The 21,077-nt window shown below is 29.6% G+C and carries 28 protein-coding genes; 9 read left to right on the top strand and 19 right to left on the bottom strand.

The window, feature by feature from the left end; genetic code table 11:
- Window positions 1-61: 61 nt before the first annotated feature.
- From AC5SMR_RS04125 to AC5SMR_RS04175, 11 genes are all read right to left on the bottom strand, one after another.
- Entirely contained in the window at window positions 62-196 is a 135-nt protein-coding gene (locus AC5SMR_RS04125; RefSeq protein WP_494576215.1) for a hypothetical protein, read from the bottom strand.
- Between the two features lie 67 nt (window positions 197-263).
- Window positions 264-614, bottom strand: coding sequence for a hypothetical protein (locus AC5SMR_RS04130; RefSeq protein ID WP_494576217.1), 351 nt, complete (start codon window positions 612-614; stop codon window positions 264-266).
- Between the two features lie 18 nt (window positions 615-632).
- On the bottom strand, window positions 633-2,492 hold the full coding sequence (aprA, locus tag AC5SMR_RS04135) for an adenylyl-sulfate reductase subunit alpha (RefSeq protein ID WP_006997080.1): 1,860 nt from the start codon (window positions 2,490-2,492) through the stop codon (window positions 633-635).
- Window positions 2,492-2,962 (bottom strand): adenylyl-sulfate reductase subunit beta, encoded by a 471-nt coding sequence (gene aprB, locus AC5SMR_RS04140; protein ID WP_011281984.1) that lies wholly within the window; start codon window positions 2,960-2,962, stop codon window positions 2,492-2,494. The genes aprA and aprB overlap by 1 nt, the downstream gene beginning before the upstream one ends.
- Window positions 2,963-2,982: 20 nt before the next feature.
- Window positions 2,983-3,777, bottom strand: coding sequence for an adenylyl-sulfate reductase (locus tag AC5SMR_RS04145; protein ID WP_494576219.1), 795 nt, complete (start codon window positions 3,775-3,777; stop codon window positions 2,983-2,985).
- A gap of 104 nt (window positions 3,778-3,881) precedes the next feature.
- Entirely contained in the window at window positions 3,882-4,379 is a 498-nt protein-coding gene (locus tag AC5SMR_RS04150) for an HIT family protein (RefSeq protein ID WP_494576221.1), read from the bottom strand.
- A complete protein-coding gene (locus tag AC5SMR_RS04155) occupies window positions 4,285-5,055 on the bottom strand; it encodes an aminotransferase class IV (protein ID WP_494576223.1) in 771 nt (256 codons plus the stop codon). Before AC5SMR_RS04155 ends, AC5SMR_RS04150 begins: the two co-directional genes overlap by 95 nt.
- Complete coding sequence (locus AC5SMR_RS04160) at window positions 5,018-5,575, bottom strand: aminodeoxychorismate/anthranilate synthase component II (RefSeq protein ID WP_494576225.1); 558 nt, start codon at window positions 5,573-5,575, stop codon at window positions 5,018-5,020. The genes AC5SMR_RS04155 and AC5SMR_RS04160 overlap by 38 nt, the downstream gene beginning before the upstream one ends.
- Window positions 5,572-6,735: a chorismate-binding protein gene (locus AC5SMR_RS04165; RefSeq protein ID WP_494576227.1), complete on the bottom strand. Its 1,164-nt coding sequence runs from the start codon at window positions 6,733-6,735 to the stop codon at window positions 5,572-5,574. Before AC5SMR_RS04165 ends, AC5SMR_RS04160 begins: the two co-directional genes overlap by 4 nt.
- Window positions 6,736-6,738: 3 nt before the next feature.
- The gene (locus AC5SMR_RS04170; protein ID WP_494576229.1) at window positions 6,739-7,959 is read right to left on the bottom strand and encodes an MFS transporter; all 1,221 of its coding nucleotides are present in this window, start codon (window positions 7,957-7,959) and stop codon (window positions 6,739-6,741) included.
- Window positions 7,956-9,131: a trans-sulfuration enzyme family protein gene (locus AC5SMR_RS04175; protein ID WP_494576231.1), complete on the bottom strand. Its 1,176-nt coding sequence runs from the start codon at window positions 9,129-9,131 to the stop codon at window positions 7,956-7,958. Before AC5SMR_RS04175 ends, AC5SMR_RS04170 begins: the two co-directional genes overlap by 4 nt.
- Window positions 9,132-9,296: 165 nt before the next feature.
- Between AC5SMR_RS04175 and AC5SMR_RS04180 the strand changes: the two genes are divergently transcribed.
- A complete protein-coding gene (locus tag AC5SMR_RS04180) occupies window positions 9,297-9,995 on the top strand; it encodes a hypothetical protein (protein ID WP_494576233.1) in 699 nt (232 codons plus the stop codon).
- Here AC5SMR_RS04180 and mnmA read toward each other — a convergent pair.
- Window positions 9,992-11,107: a tRNA 2-thiouridine(34) synthase MnmA gene (gene mnmA / locus AC5SMR_RS04185; protein ID WP_494576235.1), complete on the bottom strand. Its 1,116-nt coding sequence runs from the start codon at window positions 11,105-11,107 to the stop codon at window positions 9,992-9,994. The genes AC5SMR_RS04180 and mnmA overlap by 4 nt on opposite strands.
- A 42-nt stretch (window positions 11,108-11,149) precedes the next feature.
- On the opposite strand from mnmA, the gene AC5SMR_RS04190 reads away from it, so the two are divergent.
- From AC5SMR_RS04190 to AC5SMR_RS04200, 3 genes are read left to right on the top strand one after another with little or no spacing between them, the layout of a single operon-like run.
- The gene (locus tag AC5SMR_RS04190; RefSeq protein WP_271499474.1) at window positions 11,150-11,320 is read left to right on the top strand and encodes a DUF3553 domain-containing protein; all 171 of its coding nucleotides are present in this window, start codon (window positions 11,150-11,152) and stop codon (window positions 11,318-11,320) included.
- Complete coding sequence (locus tag AC5SMR_RS04195; RefSeq protein WP_271499472.1) at window positions 11,317-12,087, top strand: 3'(2'),5'-bisphosphate nucleotidase CysQ family protein; 771 nt, start codon at window positions 11,317-11,319, stop codon at window positions 12,085-12,087. The genes AC5SMR_RS04190 and AC5SMR_RS04195 overlap by 4 nt, the downstream gene beginning before the upstream one ends.
- Window positions 12,087-12,233, top strand: a complete 147-nt coding sequence (locus AC5SMR_RS04200) for a hypothetical protein (protein WP_494576238.1) — start codon at window positions 12,087-12,089, stop codon at window positions 12,231-12,233. Before AC5SMR_RS04195 ends, AC5SMR_RS04200 begins: the two co-directional genes overlap by 1 nt.
- Here the strand turns inward: AC5SMR_RS04200 and AC5SMR_RS04205 are convergent.
- Window positions 12,225-12,779: a regulatory protein RecX gene (locus AC5SMR_RS04205; protein ID WP_271766274.1), complete on the bottom strand. Its 555-nt coding sequence runs from the start codon at window positions 12,777-12,779 to the stop codon at window positions 12,225-12,227. The two genes, AC5SMR_RS04200 and AC5SMR_RS04205, sit on opposite strands and share 9 nt — an antisense overlap.
- A 37-nt stretch (window positions 12,780-12,816) precedes the next feature.
- On the opposite strand from AC5SMR_RS04205, the gene AC5SMR_RS04210 reads away from it, so the two are divergent.
- Window positions 12,817-13,290 carry an ABA4-like family protein gene (locus tag AC5SMR_RS04210; RefSeq protein ID WP_494576240.1) on the top strand — a complete coding sequence of 158 codons (474 nt, stop codon included), beginning with the start codon at window positions 12,817-12,819 and terminating at the stop codon, window positions 13,288-13,290.
- Window positions 13,283-13,861, top strand: coding sequence for a 2-hydroxychromene-2-carboxylate isomerase (locus AC5SMR_RS04215; RefSeq protein WP_494576242.1), 579 nt, complete (start codon window positions 13,283-13,285; stop codon window positions 13,859-13,861). Before AC5SMR_RS04210 ends, AC5SMR_RS04215 begins: the two co-directional genes overlap by 8 nt.
- A 1-nt stretch (window position 13,862) precedes the next feature.
- Here the strand turns inward: AC5SMR_RS04215 and AC5SMR_RS04220 are convergent, their stop codons facing one another.
- Complete coding sequence (locus AC5SMR_RS04220; RefSeq protein WP_494576244.1) at window positions 13,863-14,246, bottom strand: rhodanese-like domain-containing protein; 384 nt, start codon at window positions 14,244-14,246, stop codon at window positions 13,863-13,865.
- A gap of 32 nt (window positions 14,247-14,278) precedes the next feature.
- On the opposite strand from AC5SMR_RS04220, the gene AC5SMR_RS04225 reads away from it, so the two are divergent.
- Window positions 14,279-15,280 (top strand): glycosyltransferase family 2 protein, encoded by a 1,002-nt coding sequence (locus tag AC5SMR_RS04225; RefSeq protein WP_271766270.1) that lies wholly within the window; start codon window positions 14,279-14,281, stop codon window positions 15,278-15,280.
- Entirely contained in the window at window positions 15,273-15,740 is a 468-nt protein-coding gene (bcp, locus tag AC5SMR_RS04230) for a thioredoxin-dependent thiol peroxidase (protein WP_271499451.1), read from the top strand. The genes AC5SMR_RS04225 and bcp overlap by 8 nt, the downstream gene beginning before the upstream one ends.
- A 53-nt stretch (window positions 15,741-15,793) precedes the next feature.
- On the opposite strand, the gene AC5SMR_RS04235 is transcribed toward bcp, so the two are convergent.
- The 3 genes from AC5SMR_RS04235 to rseP form a co-directional block, all read right to left on the bottom strand.
- Entirely contained in the window at window positions 15,794-17,095 is a 1,302-nt protein-coding gene (locus AC5SMR_RS04235) for an ammonium transporter family protein (RefSeq protein ID WP_271499448.1), read from the bottom strand.
- Window positions 17,096-17,241: 146 nt separating this feature from the next.
- Window positions 17,242-17,517, bottom strand: coding sequence for an HU family DNA-binding protein (locus tag AC5SMR_RS04240; protein ID WP_006997102.1), 276 nt, complete (start codon window positions 17,515-17,517; stop codon window positions 17,242-17,244).
- A 140-nt stretch (window positions 17,518-17,657) separates the two neighbouring features.
- Complete coding sequence (rseP, locus tag AC5SMR_RS04245; RefSeq protein ID WP_494576247.1) at window positions 17,658-18,791, bottom strand: RIP metalloprotease RseP; 1,134 nt, start codon at window positions 18,789-18,791, stop codon at window positions 17,658-17,660.
- A gap of 119 nt (window positions 18,792-18,910) precedes the next feature.
- Between rseP and AC5SMR_RS04250 the strand changes: the two genes are divergently transcribed.
- Entirely contained in the window at window positions 18,911-19,315 is a 405-nt protein-coding gene (locus tag AC5SMR_RS04250) for a carbonic anhydrase (RefSeq protein WP_494576249.1), read from the top strand.
- 28 nt (window positions 19,316-19,343) lie between these two features.
- Here the strand turns inward: AC5SMR_RS04250 and AC5SMR_RS04255 are convergent, their stop codons facing one another.
- Together AC5SMR_RS04255 and AC5SMR_RS04260 are read right to left on the bottom strand one after the other, a co-directional pair.
- On the bottom strand, window positions 19,344-20,111 hold the full coding sequence (locus AC5SMR_RS04255; protein WP_494576251.1) for an ABC transporter permease: 768 nt from the start codon (window positions 20,109-20,111) through the stop codon (window positions 19,344-19,346).
- A complete protein-coding gene (locus AC5SMR_RS04260; RefSeq protein ID WP_494576253.1) occupies window positions 20,101-21,036 on the bottom strand; it encodes an ABC transporter ATP-binding protein in 936 nt (311 codons plus the stop codon). Before AC5SMR_RS04260 ends, AC5SMR_RS04255 begins: the two co-directional genes overlap by 11 nt.
- Window positions 21,037-21,077: the final 41 nt, after the last annotated feature.

A 21,077-nucleotide genomic window follows, 5' to 3' on the forward strand; every position in this document is an offset into this window, starting at 1 on the left:
GATTAAGATTAGAAGATTTATGTTTTATTGGTTTTTAAAAAAAATTATTAAAAATTAGATCTCAATTAAAGGTGATAAAAGTTCCAACTAAAATAACACTCCAATAAGCAGCTAAGCTAACAAAGATACCTGTTTTGATAATAGTTGCTTTAAAATTTGAAAGTTTTTTTATTATTTTTATGTTGAAAATTGACATTACAACTGTCAATACACCCAGTTAATTATTTGTCAAATAAATATTTAATATAAAGTGATTTTTTTTATTAATAGATTGTTGCTCCAAAAACCTTAACATCATCACCCTCGATACCAAGAACCAGTCTTCCTAAGAACTCACCTTCAATCTCTTTGCTTCTTTGTTTAAATAGAACGGTGATGTTTTGACCTCGTCTTAAACAACCAAATGCCTCGTAGTCTTCTTTTAGGCTTGTTAAAAGCTTATTATTAGCCCACTGTTTTCCAAGCTCTACTTCATTTGCACCAAATAACATTTGAGTTCCAAAGTCTTTAGTAAAACCACCATAATCTTTCATATTGGAAGTTTTAACAAGATTATCCCAAATAGGATTAGCAATTGCTATAATCTCATCATCAGATTTCTCTAAAAGATTCATAATTTAAATTTAACTGTTTTAAGAAGCTTTTTTCTTCTCGTTCTCGTCAACTATGTGGTAAACCGGCACTTTCTCAAGAGAGAATTTACCAGTTTTAGGATCACGTCTAGAAACTGTTAAACAATGCCAATTGTCATCATCAAGTTTCATATGATCTCCTCTATAATAATAACCAGGCCAACGTGTTTCTTCTCTAAACATTGTGTGTTCAGTTACACATTGAGAAGTTAAAGCTCTGTGTTTTAATTCCCAAGCTCTCATAAGTTGGTGCAAATCTTCAGCTCCTACTTTTTCTAAATCTTCCTCTAACCAAGCAAGTAATTCCAAGCCTCTTTTAAGCATATTACCATTAGTCATGTAATTAGTTGCAATTCCTCCAACATATTCATCCATAATTCTTTGTAGACGTTGAAGACCTTGAATAGGAGAAATATAACTTGGTGAAACTGTTCCACCTGTGATCTCATTTTGAGCTACTTGGTATGTCTCTAAAGGTTTGAATACAGCAGTTTTAAAGTCCTCACATTGTTTATCAGTAACTTTAATACCTTCTGCTTTTTTATCTTGAATATATTTAACAGCAGCTTTTGCAGCTAAACGACCTTCAGTAAATGATCCAGAAGAAAACTTATGGGCACTTCCACCTACAGTATCACCTGCACCAAAAAGACCATCAATTGTTAACATTCTGTTATAACCCCAGAAATATTCAGGTGGAGATAAATCTTCAGGTCCACTAACCCAAGCTCCTGAGCATGTTGCATGAGAACCCATAACATAAGGCTCAGATGTAGTTAATTCTGGATTTGTGTATTTAGGATCTATGTTTTGAGATGCCCAAACAACCGCTTGACCAACAGTCATACCAAGGAAATTTTCCCAACCTACAGTCTCTAGGTGTGGATCTTGGAAGGCTTCAGTAGTTACCATATGAATAGGTCCACCACCTGCAATAGTTTCTTGTATAAATGCGTGGTTTCTTAAACATGTTGGTGTTGGATGGTGATCAATATACTCACCAACTAATTCTTTAGTTTGGTCATACCATTTCTTTTCATAATTCTCTCCATTTGCATTTTGAGTATATGTTTTAAGGTGCAAGAAATATGCTCCAACTGGACCATAACCATCTTTAAATCTACATAACACAATTCTGTTTTCCATTTGTGTCATTTTAGCTCCAACAGCGATAGGTAATGCATAAGCTGAACCATTACTCCATGGTGCATACCAAGTTCTTCCCATTCCTTCTCCAACTGCTCTTGGTTTGAAAATGTGAGATGCTCCACCTGCTGCAACGATTACAGTTTTTGCTCTAAATACATGGAAATCACCAGTTCTCATATTAAAACCAACAGCTCCACCTACTCTATTTTCTTGAGCCTCATCCATTAATAGATGAGTAATCATTATTCTATTATAAATTTTATCAGCTGATTTTTTTGCAGCCTCTGCAACGATTGGCTTATAACTTTCACCATGAATCATGATCTGCCATTTACCTTCTCTAAGGTAACGACCTGTTTTTTCATTCTTCATCATTGGTAGACCCCACTCATCAAACATATGAACAGTTGAATCAACGTGACGAGCCATGTCATAACCTAAATCTTCTCTAACCATACCCATCAAATCATTACGTGCATATCTTACGTGATCTTCAGGTTGGTTTTCACCCCACTGCATACCCATATAACAGTTAATAGCGTATAAACCTTGAGCAACTGCTCCACTTCTATCAATATTGGCTTTTTCAACACAAATAATTTTCATGTCTCTTCCCCAGTGCCTAGCTTCAAAAGTAGCACCAGTTCCAGCCATTCCACCACCAACAACTAGAACATCGCAATCTTCAAAATGTGTTTTATGCTTAGCCATTAGTAGTAAACCCCTTTTTTAAATGAATCTTTTGGTACTACCGGTAATTTACCATCAATATTTAAACCATTAGGCTCTGTGTAAAGCATTTGAGAATTGATCTCACCTTGATTAGGTTTTTCACCTTCTGCTAATTTAGGAATAAATTTTCCCCAAGGTTTTGTTGTAATTGGAGAAACAAAATCTTTTGTAGTTCCATTTCTAAATTTAATTTTCCAAGAAATAGTTCCTTTTTCTTCTTCACGTCTAACTCTTACACTGTGACCCATAGGAGCAAAGTCAGCATAACCACGAACATCAATTGCATGATTAGGACAAGCTTTTACACAAGAATAACATTCCCAACAAAAATTTGGTTCAATATTTACTGCTCTTCTAATATTTTCATCGATGTGCATTATATCAGATGGACAAATATCCACACAGTGACCACATCCATCACATCTCGTCATGTATACAAAAGTTGACATATTATTTTACCTCTCTCTTTTTAATAATGTTTTGGTTGTTCTCTTTTAATTCCTAGTCCAAATTGTTTTGGTGCATCTGCAAGTGGAGGAAGATTGTCTCTTGATCCATCTGCTTCTGCTAAGTTTTTTTGGATTGCTGCACCAGGCTTGTAAATCATGTGCGCAAATTTTGACCAATAAACTCCCCCAAATAAAACAATGTTTGAAGTAATAAATAAAATTAAAAATAAATATCCTAATCCAGCTGATCCTGAAGATTGAAAGTATGACCAAGCAAGTCCAGTAGTAGCACATGCAAGAAGTGCTAAAACAAATAAGTCAGCTTTAATAATTCTATACCAAGGATGAGCTTCTGCTAACACATCCACTCTTAAAAATAACCAAAACCAGTATCCACCTACACAAGTCATAATTGCTCCGACATGCCAAATCATAGGCCAAACTGTCGGTGTGGTAGTTCCTTGTGCTGTATAACAAAAAACCATTACAACAGATGCTACCCAAAATAAAATAGTTCCATACATTCCCATAACGTGTGCAACTCTTCTTTTACCAGCTCCCAACTCCGCAGTAGTTGCGATATCATGAGCTACAGTTTTTAAAATAATTGATGTTTTTTCTCCAGCTCCTAATTCTCTTTCAGCTGCTAATTTTGCTTTTTTTGCGTTATTAAAAAAGTAAGTTACATTTTTATGATGGATCATCTGAACTATTGTTCCAATAATAATTAAAGCAATCATAGCTAAAACAAAAAATTGTATGGCTGCAGGAGATATTGTTTCAGCTAAAACTGAAAAAGGGTTAATTGACATCATAATTAGTAATACCTTTATTTAGAATTTTTGTTGGTTGTGATTATTTAGTACAGATGAAATAATAGATCAACCGTTTTGTATGGGTTATTTTACCATATAAGATTTTACACCTTACGCTTGTAATACTGTTTCTTTGGTATAACCGACCGAACTCCTCCTTGTGGGTTATCAACATCGCCTTCTCTACGAGGAATTAGATGAATATGACAATGCAAGATTGATTGTCCAGCAATAGCGCCAGCATTTGTTCCAATATTAAACCCTTTAACCGCAGGATCTTTTAACAATACTTCTTCTTTAATTTGTTTGATTAAGTTATTGCAAGCAATCACTTCATCGTCATTTAAATCAAAATAATCCATAACATGCCGTTTTGGAATAATTAAACAATGGAATTCGGACACGGGATATGTGTCATAACTAGCATAAGCCAAATCATTTTCAGCAGCTAGCCCACTTTGTTTGGAGTTACAGAATAAACAAGGATTATTTGGGTCAAACATAATTTTATCTATAGATAGAACATTTATTAACTTCATTTTTATAAAAATTAGATAGTTTTTTATAAAATTTAAAACTTTTTCTCTTCCACTTGATTTCATTAATATTTTTTATTGAAGCAACACCTTTTCCAGAACCAATGAGAAGAATTTCACTAAATTCAGATAAAGTTTTTATCAATATATCTTTGTTAATAATCTTACCTAATTTTTTATTAAAAAATTTATAGGTAATACCCTTATAAATATTATTTATTGGAGAGTATACTTTATCATCTTTTATAAACAGCATATTTGAAGTTCCACTTTCTAAAATTGTATTCTTGTAACAAAGACCTACATCTGAAGTGGTATTATCCATTTTAGATAAATGTTTTAATATAAAGTTATATTTAAGATTTTTGAATTTAGGGTCAAATCGTTTGTGACGGATAAGCTTTAAATTAAAATTTAATTTAGGAGTTTTTCTGTCTCTCAAAGAAATTGATATCATCTTTTTATTTACTGCAACTCTAACAAGATGATTATAAGATCTTTTTTTATCAATATTCAGTTTGATTAATTTAAGAATATTTTTTTCAAGATTTGAGTTATTTAATTTATAAATTTTTAAAGACTTAATTAAATTTTTGATATGTTTTTTAAAAAAAAGTATTTTAGCAGGTTTACCAAAAATCCACATCGTAGTGAATACACCATTATCCCCCCAAAGATCTTTAAAATTAATCTCTTTGTAAGTTTTATGCTGATAAGATTTTTTTAATAAGTAAGTTACCATTTTCAGTTAAAAAAGATTCAGGGTGAAATTGAAAGCCATATATTTTTTCTTTATTATTTTCTATTGTCATTGCTGTATTTGAAATAGCACACCTCATTGTAATTTCAAAATTTTTTGCAGCAAACGGCTCTTTTAATTTTAGAGAGTGATATCTGCCTACAGTAAATTGACTATTTTTTTTAAACAATGAATTTTTGTTAGTTACTTTTATTTTAGATTGGAAACCATGGTAAATCTTTTTTTGTGTAACTATTTTTCCATTTTCACAATGAAGAATTTGTTGAAACCCAAGACAAATTCCAATAATTTTTTTTTTACCTTTAAATCTTTTATAAATCTCAGAACTAATTGGATAATCTTTTGGAGCACCTGGACCAGGTGAAAAAACAATAATATCTGCTTTTTTTAATTTATTTTGATTTATTTTATTAAAATTAGTGCAAATGACTTCATCAAAATTTTGAAATTGATGTACAACGTTTTGAGTAAAAGAATCATGATGATCAATAATGTATATCATTTGTAAAGATCCATTAATGACTTTGCTTTAATATAGTTTTCATTAAATTCATGAGCCGCATTACTGTCAATTACAACTCCAGAGGCCACAGAAATTTCTGATTTACCTTTAAAATTTAATATTGATCTAATAATAATATTAAACCTCATATCTCCATTGAACTTTAAGTAACCAAAACTACCTGTATAAATATTTCTATTTTGTTTTTCCTGTTTGTTTAACAAATTTAATGTACTAATTTTAGGACATCCTATTACAGATCCTCCAGGCATCATTGCCTTTATAATCTCTAATGAGGTAACTCTACTCTTGAGTTGTCCTCCAATTAAACTCACATAATGATAAAGATCTTTATATTCTTCAACTATTTTCTTTTTTAAAATTTTTACTGAACCTGGTTTACAAATTTTAGATAAGTCATTTCTTTCCATGTCAACAATCATGTTGTGTTCTTTGGATTCTTTTAAGTTTTTTCTAAAAAAAGTAAGGGCTTTATTTTTATTTAATTTTTTAGTTTTCTTTAAAGTGCCTGCAATTGGTTTTGTGGTTATAAAATTATTTTTTTTTGTTATCAAATTTTCAGGTGAACAACTTATTATTGAATAATTTTTATCCTTAATCATAAAGGCTTCAGGAGCCATATTGCTTTTTACAAGTCTACTAAAAAAATCTAAAGCATCTATTTCTGATTTATTACTATATTTAGTGCAAATTTTAATCTGATATGTTTCTCCAGATTTTATTTTCTTTTTAAATTTATCAAATATTACCTTATAGGATTTTTTATTAATATTTATTTTGAATAAATCATTAGAATTTAATGATCTTGTTTTTTTATACTCAAGGTTGTTTGGAAGTTTTATTTTTGTTTCAGGTTTGTAAAATATTCCTTTAGGGAAATTTATTGTTTTTTGTTTTTTTATTTTTACGTCAATTAGATTATTTAATATTTCATAGCCAAAAAAACCAATAAACAGATCTGTTTCTTTATGAGGAAATCTCAATCTATTATTTTTGTTAATGAATTTTTCAATGTTATTATTGTTTAATATGATCTTTTTCGAAAAGTCTGTATAAAGATCAAACCCTTTATCAGATTTATAGATTATAAAGGGTTTCTTTGATTTATTTAAATCCAGTAAGTAGTTTTTCTTATTCAATTTCTATTCTGTTTTTAGTCTTAGAACTGCTTGTTCTTTAATTGGTAGATGTATTATTGCTGCAAAAACAGATAAAACAATTGCTAAATACCAAGCATAATCATAAGAGCCATATAAATCATGAAATAATCCTCCAAGGAAAGCTCCAAAGAATGAGCCTACTTGATGGCTTAAAAAAACTATTCCATATAATACACCTAAATATTTTGTTCCAAAAATATGAGCAACTATACCACTTGTTGCAGGCACTGTTGATAGCCACAGAAAACCAAAACTTGCACCAAAGATAAATGCATTAATGTTACTCGCTGGTAGAAATATGAATAATATAATTGAAACTCCTCTCAACGCATAAATTGAACTTAAGATAATTTTTTTACTAATTTTCGTAGATAAATATCCACTTAATAAAGAACCAAATATATTAAAGAGACCAATTAATGATAAAATTGCAGCAGCAGTCCAACTTTCTAAACCTCTATCAATTACATATTTTGGGACATGGGTTCCAACTAAAGTTATGTGAAAACCACACACAAAAAAGCCAGATATAAGCAATATGTAGCTTTTGTTTTTAAAAGCTTCTTTTAAAGCGTCAAAAGTACTTTGGTCGTTAGGTTTTTCAATAGACTGAGCAGCAGATGGAGATCTAACAAAAAAAGCTATTATAAGTCCAATAACGAGGAATATTGTGAATACAAAAAGTGTATCGACCCATCCATTTTTAATTAAAGAATAACTCGTATAAAGAGGAGAGATAAAATACCCCAAAGAACCAACGGCAGTCACAATACTCATTGCTATTGTTCTGTTTGATAATGGAAAATGCTTTCCAACAATTGACATTGGAATACTAATTGCAGTTCCGCCCAAACCAATTCCAACTAAAAGTCCTAAATCGATTTGAAAAAAAATTCCAGTATTTGGACCAGCGTATAAAAAGTAAATCCCTAAAATATAAAAAACAAAAGCTAAGCAAATTGCTTTATGTCCACCATATTTATCTGCAATAGCTCCAAATATAGGACCTGTTAAACCCCACATTAACATTTGAATACCAATTGCTAATCCAGATTGAGTTATTGAGATATCTAGGTCATTTTTAAAATCCATGAAAAACAGACCAAAAGTTTGTCTAACTCCAAGAGAAATTAAAACAACAACACAGGCTGCAATCAGCGTTATTAAAGCTGTTTTATTTTGAATAAATTTTTCTGAATTCATTTAACGTATTTAAGAGATTTTTTTAAATCATCTATGAGGTCTTTTGGATCCTCTAAACCAATATGTAATCTAACTAAATGTTCATCTTTTGCTAATTTTAGATATTCTCTATTACCTTGTTCACGTTTATCTTGATATAACGCAAGGCTTTCAAATCCACCCCAACTATATCCATAACCAAATAATTTTAAAGAATTAACAAACTTAATTACAGAGTTTTTATTTTTTGATTTTATTTTTAGACCCATCAATCCTGAGGCACCAGAATAATATTTCTTCCACATTCTAAAATTAAAGGAATCTTTTTTATGAGGATATAAAAGTTTTATGTTTTTGTAATTAGATAAAAACTCAGCAACTTGTTTTGCACTTTTTTCATGTTTGTCTAATCTAACATCTAAAGTTCTAAGTCCTCTTGTTATTAAATACGCATCATCAGGACCAAGCCTTAAACCAGTTATCTTATTCGCTTTATCAACTTGTTTAAAAACTTTTTTATTAACAGCTAAACTTCCACCCATAACATCTGAATGACCTGAATAATATTTGGTAGCCGATACAATTGACATATCAAAACCAAGTTTAATTGGTTTTAGAAAATAAGGGGTTCCCCATGTATTATCAATTGCTGAAAAAATTTTATTCTTTTTTGCAATTGATACTATTTTACCTAAATCTTGAAAATCAAACGTATTGCTTCCAGGGTTTTCAACAAAAATTAATTTTGTTTTTTTTGTAATTGCTTTTTCTAAAGTTTTCAAATCATGTGGGTCATAAAAAACAGATTTTATATTAAATTCTTTTAGAAAATCTTGAGTTAAAATTCTCGTAGGTGAATATGTTGGATCTGCCACAATAATTTCATCACCAGGACGAACAACGCTAAAAATAGATAAAAAAACTGATCCGAATCCAGTTGGTGTTAAAAATACATGGTAACATTCTTCCATTTCTTTAAGTATTTGTGACAAAACATGTGTTGTTGATGTTCCTTGTCTTCCATAATCAAAATGTCCGCCTGTTGGATCTTTTTTGCTCTTATCCTGCATTTTTCTAATATCTTGCATGGATTTGAAGATAATAGTTGAGGCTCTCACTACAGGAGGGTTAACTGACTGATTGTGGTAATCTTTTGCCGTATGTTTAAGGAAAGTCTTGAATGATTTAGTCATAAAAAATTTGATAAGTTAAGGGGACAATGCTATATCCCTCGAATTACGTCAATAAAATTAATAATAGGATAATATGGGTTACCCAAAAAAACATAGAGGCCGAAGAAAACAGGGTTCTAAAAAAAGAAGAGCTAAGAGAAAAAATAAGAAAAAATAGCTCTTGTAATGGACGAGATTAAAAAAGTTAAATCCATAAGCATTTGGGTGTTCATTGTTCCATTAGTTGCAATAAATACCTGTCTAGTATTAATTACGCAGTTTCATGCGTTATTCCCTAACCAAGAACATATAGTCCATAATTCGTTATGGCCTTATATAGATGGTGGTCTTTCTATTAGTCGAGCGGCTAGGCCTTACCCAAGCTGGTTGATATTTAAACCAGCAATGTTTTTAACATCATTTTTACTTATCAAATACTGGTATTTTAACCGAGACATAATATTAAACTTTAACAAAGACTTTAAACATCTTAAGAAAATAATTTTTTTTGGTGTGGGCTCAGCTGTGGCTCTGACTATTCATTCAATATTTCTTGGAATTGAATTTGATAATAATTTATATAAATTATTCAGAAGAATAATAATGCTAGTATTCATTATATTCGAAATTACAGCGCAAGCTTATCTAGTTGTCGCACTATATTCAGTTAAAGAAAAATTATCTAAATTTATAAATGTTAAAGTTCTAAAATTAAAATTAATTTTAGTTTCAACATTAATTGTTGTTGCTGTAATTGCTATTCCAATAATTAGTTGGCCAGGAAACACATTTAAGTTTGTCAAACATGCACTGGAGTGGGATTATTTTTTAGGTGTTATAACTTTTTATTTATTAACTTATTTCATGTGGAAAAAGAAAAATTAGTTTGTAATCCATCCACCACCAAGAACTTTATAACCTTTATTATTTTTTGAATAAAAAACACATGCTTGACCTGGTGCAATGCCATGTTCTTCTTCCAATAAATTAACATTAGCTGAGGTATTGTCTATATTTATCTTAGCCTTGATTAATCTACCGGTAGATCTAACTTTCACAAATAATTCTTTTTCAAAATCTTTTCGGTCGTTCGTAATAATATTTAAATCTTTTAAATTTATTTTTGTTTTAACAAGATATTCTTTAGTTCCAACAATAATTTCATTTTTATCTGCAATGATTTTTACTACATACAATGGGTTTTTGTCAGAGACACGAATTCCTTTTCTTTGACCAATTGTATAGTTAATAATACCATCATGAACTCCTATTACTTCACCATTCATGTTTTTAATATTACCTTTGCTAAAAGAATTTGGTCTAAATTTTTCTATAACTGAGGCGTAATCTCCATTTGGTACAAAACAAATATCTTGGCTGTCGGGTTTGTCTGCAACATTGAGATCTAGATCTCTTGCTATATTTCTTGTTTCATCTTTAAGAAGGTTGCCAAGTGGAAATCTTAAAAAATTTAATTGATCTTTTGTTGTGTTAAATAAGAAATAACTTTGATCTCTATTTAAATCAATTCCTCTGTACATATCTGTGTTATTTTCATCTGTGATACTTTTTACATAATGACCAGTAACTAAAGCATCAGCTTTTAATCTCTTAGCTTCTTCAAACAAATCAGTAAATTTAACTGTTTTATTACATTGTACACAAGGTATTGGTGTTTCTCCATTTAAATAACTATCTATAAAATTATCAATTACGCCCTCTTTAAATTTGTTTTGATAATATAAAATTTTATGTTCTATCTTTAATTTGTCAGCCACTCTTTTGGCGTCCATGATGTCTTGTCCTGCACAACATTGTTTTGAGGATGCCGTTTCTTTACTATCGTTATAAAGTTTTAAAGTTATGCCTATGACTTTATAACCTTCATTTTTCATCATTGCTGCTACTGTCGAAGAATCTACTCCTCCTGACATTGCAACAACAATTAAAGTATCTTTGGGTTCTTTTGCTATTCCAATTGAATTCAATTTTGTCATATTTAGTGATATTTATTAGTATATTCACTATAAGTAAATTAAATGATTTTAGATTATGAGCCAGGTGACAAGGTTACCAACAAAAATAACAAAGATTGGGGCATAGGTCAGGTACAATCAATAATAAATGGTAAAGTTACTGTAAATTTTGAAAATGCTGGAAAAAAAGTCATCAACTCAAAAGTAATTCAATTAGAAAAATTATATAAATGAACCTTGAAGAAAAAAAGAAAATTACTCTTTCACTTATAGATACTTTTAATAAAGCAAGTCAGGTAGCTTTAGATTTAAGAAAGGCTGGCTTAAAAAAAGAAATTAAGTCAGATAATACCCCAGTGAGTAATGGTGATATTGAGGTTAATAAAATATTAACAAATAAAATAAAAGAAATAACTCCTAACATTTCAATTGTTTCAGAAGAAAGTGCAAACCACAAAATGGATATTAATCTAAATAATTTTTGGTTAATCGATCCGATAGATGGCACTAGGGATTACATTAATAATCGTGATGAGTTTACTTTAAATGCAGCATTAATTTTAGACAAAAAACCTGCAATTGGAATTATAACAGCTCCAGCAAAGAAAAGAGTATTTTATTCTTATGGCCTATCTCATAGTTATGAACTAATTGACAATCAAGAAATTTCTTTAATGAATAAAAAAAAAGACTTTGAGGGGTATACGGCAGTAAGCTATTCAAGTGAACTTAAACCTGAAATTTTAGAAATTCATAAAAAATATAAGATACAATCTTTTCAAAAAATGAAGAGTTCATTAAAATTTTGTGTAATTGCTGCTGGTGAATTTGATATGTATGTAGCTGAACCAAGAGCTTGTGAGTGGGATATTGCAGCTGGTCATGCGATCCTTGATCACTCAGGGGGGAAAGTGACTGATTTTAATTATAATGAAATACTCTATGGAAAAACTGAATTTAAAAACCCAAGTTTAATTTTAAAAAGTAAAAACGTATTATAATGGATGAGCAATTAAGAATAATTTTAATAATTATAGTATCAGTTTCGATCTTTGGTTTATTAGTTTTTGTATTTGTTAAAAATGTTATTAAAAATAGAATTCAGTCTCTTGTTGAAGAAGAAGAAAAAGAAAAAAAATTAAAGTAATCTAATTATTTTAATATAGTCAGCTTGATCAATATCCATGATCCTTTTAGAGGTTTCAAAATCAAAACCATTTCTTGCTAGTAAAGCAATATCCTTTTTGTAAAATAATACTCGATTATCCTCTACTCTCGCTGGTCCAATCCTCTTTTTTTTACATATTTTTATTCCAGAAAAAAAATCTTGGTCAGAGTTATCCTCTTTAATCTTATCTATTGTTTCTTTAATGTAACGATCATTAATTCCCTTTGTCATTAGATAGTTTCTGATTTTATTAACCGAACTACCTCTTTGAATTAAACTTCTAGACTTGCTTTCAGAATAGAATTTGTCATTAATAAACTTACTTTTTTCAAGATCTTGTAAAACAACATCAATTAAATCTGTAATATCTTGTTTTTTAATATTTTCTAAATTAGCTTTTAGATACTTCTTTAATAGATAGGTTCTAAGCTGTTGTTTTGACGGGGCATATCTTTCAATATATGCAAACGAGAAATTTCTCATCTCTTCTACCGTAGCTTTTAATGTTTTTTTTCTATTTCTCATATGAATCTCAATAGCTTATTATATAATACACTAAAAAATGATCGATCAAATTTATACATACTTTACAACTGAAATGATTTTTCTTTGGTTAAATCTAGGTGTCTTGCCTTTTTGGTTGATATTAGTCTTCTTTCCACAGTCACAGATATGTAGAGTTTTTATTACGTCAATTTTTCCTTTTATTATTTTAAGTTTTGCGTACGGCTATTTAACTTATGTCCTGTTTAACGAGGGCTATGACTTTATTAAAAACTTTGAATTATATTTGGGCTTAGATTCAATTGGTTATTTATTCAATGATAAATCCTTCTTAATTTTATTTTGGACTCATTTTTTATCTATCAATTTATTTTGTGGTGGATGGATTGTTAAGGACTCACAAAAATTTGGTATCAATAAAATAATAATGTCTTTTCCATTATTAATAACATATTTTATTGGTCCTATTGGACTTACTCTTTATTGGATTATAAGAATTTTTTACGCAAAAAGAATTAATCTATATGACTAAAGAAATAGATTTCTATTTTGATTTCATAAGTCCTTATGCATATTTAGCTTATAAAAAGATCCAGTCGTTACCAAAAGATATTAGAATAAATTATAAACCAATTTTATTAGGTGGTCTTCATAATTTAGAAGGAATAACAGCTCCAGCATTTAACAAACATAAGTTAAAACATATGATTAATGACTGCCTATTAATTGCAAAAAAAAATAATTTTGATTTTAAGTGGAATTCTAAATTTCCTATAAACTCATTAAATATCATGCGTGGATATTTTAATATTAATTCATCAAAGAAAGATCAATATATTGAAACCATGTTTGACGCTTATTGGAAGGATGATTTAGATATCTCTAACGAAGAAATTTTAATACAGATACTTGAACAATGTAAAATTGATAAATATATTTTTTTTAAAACAATTAAAGATCCTATTATTAAAGAAAAATTAAAAGATGCTACTAAAAATGCTCATGAAAAAGAAGTTTTTGGAGCACCCATTTTTATTGTTAATAATAAAATATTTTGGGGACAAGATCGTCTAGAATTTGCTTTAGACGAATATAATAAATAGTTTAAACTATTTTAAAATCACTTTGGCTTATTGCTGCAAAGCCCCCATCAATGTGGGATACATTTTCAAAACCCATTTCTTTTAAAGATTTGGCTGCAAGAGCAGATCTTAGGCCACCAGCACAAAACAAAACCATTTCTTTATTCATGTCAATTTTTCCACTTTTAAAATAAGGACCTTCTGGATCTAACCAAAACTCTAACATTCCACGAGGTATATGATTTGAATTTTCAATTCTACCTGTTTTGTCCAGTTCACCTTTTTCTCTAATATCAATTAAAGTACATTTATCCTCATTCGATAACTTTAATGCTTCGTCGGCAGTAATAGTTTTAACCTCACTTAAAGCTTCAGAGACTAGAGTTTGTGATGATTTAATAGTCATAATATTATAAAGAAATAACTATAAACAATTACATGAAAAAAAACATCCTTAAAAAATTATTTATTAAACTTTCAAAAATTCTTGGTTACGAGATAATTGATCAAAGTGACTTTAGCTCACCTACACTCGAGAAACAATTAAATGAAAATCTTTCAATTATTAATGAAAACTCAATTATTTTACCGCTTGGTGAGGTAAAAATTACTAAAAAAGTTAGCTCTGTATTAATTATATTTAGAACTAATACTGATGTGGAAATATGGGATCAGAATAAAAGAAGATTATTTGAACAACCAAAAATTGAATATGCTTTAAAAGCTTTAAATTCATTAATAAAGTCAGTTAACTTTTCTATAAAAAAATACCCAAACATTAAATTTAAGACAATAATTGTTGATGATAACTCTAAAGAAGAAAATCTAAATAAATTAAAGAAGCTTATAGATCGAAGTAGTTTAGATATAGGTATTACTCCTTTAAACCATGACAAATACAAAGATACAATCAAACAACAAAAAAATGATCAAACTTTTTCTAATTTAGCGAGCCTACTTCAATCTTTTGAGTTAGCAAAAGAATATAGTGAGGATTTAGTTTTCTTTGTTGAAGATGATTACTTACATTTTGAACCTATGATGGAAGAAATGATTGCATCTTATGAAAGAATTGCTTCACAAGTAAATAGGGATATCTTTATGTGTCCTGCTGATTATCCATACCTTTATATGAATAATGAAAAAACTAATATTTTAATTGGTAATAAACGTCACTGGCGAACGGTTAATCAAACTTTATGTACATTCATGACAACAAAAAGTTTGCTCAATAAATATTGGGAAAATTTTTATAACACTTGTTTAGATAGACATGAGCCCTTTGAAAAATATTTAAATGATATTTATAAAAAAGAATTTTGTATTTCACCTATAAAAAGTTTATCTTTACATTTAACTAATGTTAATTCTAGTTATGGATTATCACCATTTATTGATTATAAAAAATTATGGGATGAAAACGATATAACCAATGCTTAAAATTAATTCTAAAGCACCTTTGTTTAAACTAAACTCAACAGATGGTGAGATTTATTCTTTAAAAGATTCACTTGGTAAATATGTGGTTCTTTATTTTTACCCTAAAGATGACACTCCAGGATGCACAATTGAGACTAATGATTTTAATAAATTATTACCTAAATTTAAAAAACTGAATTGTGATATTTTTGGTATTTCCAAGGATGATCTAAAAAGCCACCATAAATTTAAAGAAAAATTTAAGATCAAATTTGATCTTTTATCTGATGTAGAGCTTAATATTTTAAAAAAATACAAAGTTTGGGCTAAGAAGAAATTTATGGGTAGAGAGTTTATGGGAATAGTGAGAACAACTTTCTTAATTGATCCAAATGGTAAAATAGTAAAAATTTGGGATAATGTAAAAGTTAAGGATCATGCTAAAGAAGTGCTTGATACCCTAAAAAACTCTAGAAATTAAAAAGGCCCCAATTAAGGGGCCTATTTTCTAACTATAAGAGAGATAGTTTTTTATTAGTCTCTGATTGCGTAAGCAATTACTCCTGTTTCAGTAACATCTGTACCTTTGGCTTGAGCTTCTTTACTCAATCTAATTCCAAAGAGGCTATTCATAATCGACCAGACTATGTAAGCCACTACAAAAACAAAAATATTAATTGATAAGACACCAATTAACTGTGCTCCGAATGTTGCGTCTGCATTTGTGATCGGTACTATTAAAGTTCCAAAAATACCCGCAAACATGTGAGCTGGAATTGCACCTACTACATCATCAAGTTTAAATGAAAATAGTAGTTTAGTTCCAAATACAACTATCACACCACCCACAGCACCAATTAATATTGCTGCTAATGGAGATGGTGCTAATGGTTCAGCTGTTATTGCAACTAACCCACCAATTGCACCGTTTAACATTTGTATTACATCAGTTTTACCAAACAATAATCTTGTAACTACGGCTGCAGCTAATACACCTCCGCAAGCTGCTAAATTAGTATTAATAAAGATTGTTGAAATAGCCACTGCATCAGCAAATGAACCTAATGCTAATTGAGAACCACCATTAAATCCAAACCAACCTAACCATAATACAAACACACCAATAGTTACTAATGGAATTGATGATGCTGCAAATGGTTGAATAGCCTTTGGATTGCCTTTACTATCAAATCTTCCAAATCTTGGACCAAGTATTATAATTCCAGCAAGTGCAGCAGCACCCCCAGTTGAGTGAACTAGAGTTGATCCAGCAAAATCAGAAAATCCAATAGTTGCTAACCAGCCTCCACCCCATTGCCATCCCATTACTATAGGATAAATAACACCAGATAAAATTGCTGCAAATAAAAAGAATGGCCATAACTTAATTCTTTCAGCCATTGCTCCTGAGCAAATTGAAACTGTTGTTGCACAAAATACCATTTGGAAAAACCAATCTGATCCAGCTGAATAGCCTGTCTCTAGTGAACTTGAATCTGACCAAGGTGCAAATGTACCTATATATCCACCTTCTGGTATACCGTATGCTAAATTGTAACCAACTAACCAAAACATAATTCCTGAAATTGCATACAAACCAATATTTTTTGCACAAATTACAGAAACACTTTTAGAAGTAACCATTCCTGACTCAAGCATTGCAAAGCCTGCCGCCATGAACATTACTAAAAAACCACAAATTAAAAATAGGAGTGTATTAAATACAAACCCTACTTCAGCAGAAATAGTTGTTTCTGCTATTCCAGCACTACTCATGTTTATTAAAAAAAATAAACTAATAAGTGGAACTGATATTTTTTTTATTATTTTTATCATTAAGACCTCCATGTTTAAGTTTCCACTTATATTTTGGATGAACTTAAAAACTAATGTTGATTGGGAAATTTAGGTATGCAGTGATTGCATATAGTAACAGCCTTGTTACATTTCTGTAAAAGGCTGTTAATGAATTTGGTATTTAATTACTTATTAAATATTTCTTTAAGTGCTTTAGCTGGTAAGAACTTAACTTTTTGAGAAGCACCGATTTGAATTTGCTCTCCAGTTCTAGGATTTCTTCCAACTCTAGCTTTTCTTTTTGCTACTTTGTAAGTTCCAAATCCAGCAATTTTCACTGTATCGTCACCTTTTAAAGCATCTAGAATAGTGTTTGTAATAGTATCAAAAGTACGCTCAGCATCAGCTTTACTTAGGTTTAAAGAACCTGAAAGTTGTGCTATTAATTGTTTTTTGTTCATTTATTTAGCTCCGGTTTTATTGGTTATTTTCATATAATTTACATTAAACCTCATAAATCAAGCTTTTTGTTAGTGTCTCTTAAAAATAAAACCCCAATATATAGTTATTTGTTAAATAAATGTTGATTTTAAAGAATTATTTAAGAAATATAATTGTTAAAAAACTTAAATAAACCAACGTCTTTTAGGTCATTAAACGTTGTAAAAAACATTAATGATAGCAATAAAAACATTCCGATTCGAAAAAAACCTTCTTGAGTTTTTTGTGATAATGGACGCCCTAATATCTTTTCAATTCCGTAAAACATTAAGTGACCGCCGTCTAACATTGGAATTGGGAACAGATTTATTAAACCTAAACTAATAGAAATATAAGCCATAAGGCTTATAAAAGGTAAAATTCCAAATTCTGCAACTTGTCCGCTAATTTTTGCTATTCGAATTGGACCACCTAACTGTGAAGTATCAGCATTTCCTGTGAGCATGCTTCCAATATATTTAAGAGAAGAGGTGCTTACATAATAAACTTCATTAACCGCATAAAACAATGCTTTAGTAGGACCGAGTTTAACGTGATTTACCTCATTGTTATAAGCACCAAGTTTAATACCAACCATACGTTTACTAATTTTATTTCCAAGATTATCTTCTCCTTCAACAATATTCGGTTTTACTCTAAAGGTTAAATCTTGATCATATCTGTTTACTGTAAAATTGATAAATTCATCAGTAGACATCATGATATATTTTGAAACTTCCATAATACTTGTAACCTCATTGCCATCAATAGAAACCACAATATCATTGTCTTTAAGACCAGCTACCATTGCAGGACTATCCTTTTGAACCTCGTTAATTACAGCTGGTGTAAAATCTTTTCCAGCAAAGGTATAAACTGAGAAAAATATTAGGATTGCTAATAAAAAGTTAGCTAAAGGGCCACCAAATACAATTAAAGCTCTTTGATATAAAGGCTTTAGTACAAACAGTTTATCTTGATCTTCTTTACTATATTCTTTTATAATTTTGTCATTATCTGCTTGGCTATAAACGTTTCTATCACCAAAAAACTTAACATATCCCCCAAGAGGTATGACGCAAACCTTCCAACGAGTTCCCGATTTATCATTCCAACCAAAAATTTCTTTACCAAAACCAATTGAAAAATCAGTAACTCCTACACCGTATCGTTTAGCAAAATAATAATGCCCATACTCATGGATAAACACCACCACAACAATTAAAGCAATAAAAGGCAATATATAAGATAGCATAATAATTACACTCTAACTGACTTTAAGGCTGTTCTCAATAGTCAATTCATTTAAAAAATAAACAAATTAATGACAAATAAAAAAAAAATTTTGTATTTAAATTTTATTAATTAATTTTTATGCAAAAAAAATTTAAAGCAATGGTTCTTTCTTGTATGGATCCAAGGTTCCAATCCCTAGTCTATAAATTTACTAAAAAAAAGAACTTAACTGGAAAGTATAGCTCATTTACTATTGCAGGTGGAGCTATCGGGGTTACTCATAATAAATTTAAAAAATGGCATCAAACATTTATTGATAATTTATCAGCTTCAATTGAACTTCATAAAATAAGTAAACTCATTGTTATAAACCATGAAGACTGTGGGGCGATTAAAATTGCCGAAGGTAAAAAAGATTTAGATGAGAATGAAATTCACAAAACTTCTTATCAAAAACTAAAACAACTATTAAATAAAAAATTTCCTAAGCTTCGTTTAGAATTTCATATCATGAAATTAAATCAAAAAATTATAAAACTTTAGTAATTATTAATCTTAAAATGAAAGTGAGTTAACTTTTAATATTGTAGCCTTTTTTAAGCAGGATAGTCACAAGGGTAATACAAACCATTAAAAAGAAAACCATCGAACTAATACTAATCCAAATATCAAAATCAGAGACGCCGTAGAAAGAAAATCTTAAGCCATCTATTAGATAAACTACTGGATTAAAATATGAAATTGTTTGCCAAAATGGTGGCAGCATATCAAGAGAGTATAAACTGCCTCCTAAAAATACCATTGGAGTAATGACTAATGATGGAATAATTGACATCTGCTCAAAGTTTTTACTAACCACTCCAATTAAAAATCCAAATAAAGCAAAAGTAAAAGAAACTAACACTAATAAAAATATCATTAACATTGGATGCATAACACTCACATCAGCAAAAAACGAGGCGGTTGCATAAATTACAGCACCAACAACTAAAGTTTTAGTGGCTCCTGCCCCTACAAAAGCTAGAACGGTTTCAAGTGTTGAAATGGGTGCTGCTAAAATTTCATTAATAGTTCCATTAAATTTTGGAAAAAAAATTCCAAACGAAGTGTTACTTATTGATTGAGTAAGGAGTGTTAACATTAATAAACCTGGTACGATATATGAACCATAACTAACCCCATCAATTTTTTGAATATAATTTCCGATAACTGATCCAAATACTACAAAGTATAAAGATGTAGATATTACGGGGGATAGAAGAGATTGACCTATAGTTCTTATAAATCTATTCATCTCATGAGCATAAATAGCTTTAAAGCCGTAATAGTTAAATTTCATTATTCTCCTTTACTAAATCAACAAATATTTTCTCTAATGTACTTTGTTCTGTTTTTAAATCTTTTAATTTTAAGCCAGTATCTTTTATATCTTGTAATAAATCAGTAATACCCGTTTTTTCAGCCTGAACATTATAAGTATAAATTAATGACATCTGCTCTTCACCTATTTCAAGATTATACTTAGATAAATCCTCTGGAATTTCTGTAATTTTTTTCTGTAATTCAATGGTTAGTTTTTTGTGTCCCATTTTCTTAATTAATTCTTTTTTATCCTCAACTACAATAATTTCACCTTGATTAATTACAGCTACACGGTCCGCTATAGCCTCAGCTTCCTCAATGTAATGAGTGGTTAAAATAATTGTGACCCCTTGTTTTCTAAGGTCATCAACAACCATCCACATATCTCTTCTAAGTTCAACATCAACTCCGGCTGTTGGTTCATCAAGGAATAATATTTTAGGTTCATGAGATAAAGCTTTTGCAATTAAAACTCTTCTTTTCATTCCACCTGATAATTGTCTTAATCTTTGATTTTTTTTATCCCACAAACTTAAATCTTTTAAAATTTTTTCAATGTGTTCTGGTTTAGGTGCTTTTCCATACAGTCCTCTTGAATAAGATACGGTATCAAAAACAGTTTCAAAAGATTCTAAATTTAATTCTTGAGGAACAAGCCCTATTCTTGATCTTGTCTCTCTATAATCTTTTATAATATCAAAGTTATCAATTGTGACAGTTCCTGAAGAAGGTTTAACAATTCCACAAATAATACTAATTAAACTAGTTTTGCCTGCACCATTTGGTCCAAGCATTGCAAGAATTTCACCTTGTTTTACTTTAAGGCTAACATTATTAAGAGCTTTAAAGCCATTATCGTAAACTTTGGATAAGTTGTTAATGGATATTTGAATCTCTGACATTTGTTAAGGTGTATATAGTTACTTATACACCTTTTACAAAT

This window comes from Candidatus Pelagibacter sp. PS_28 (assembly GCF_059417885.1).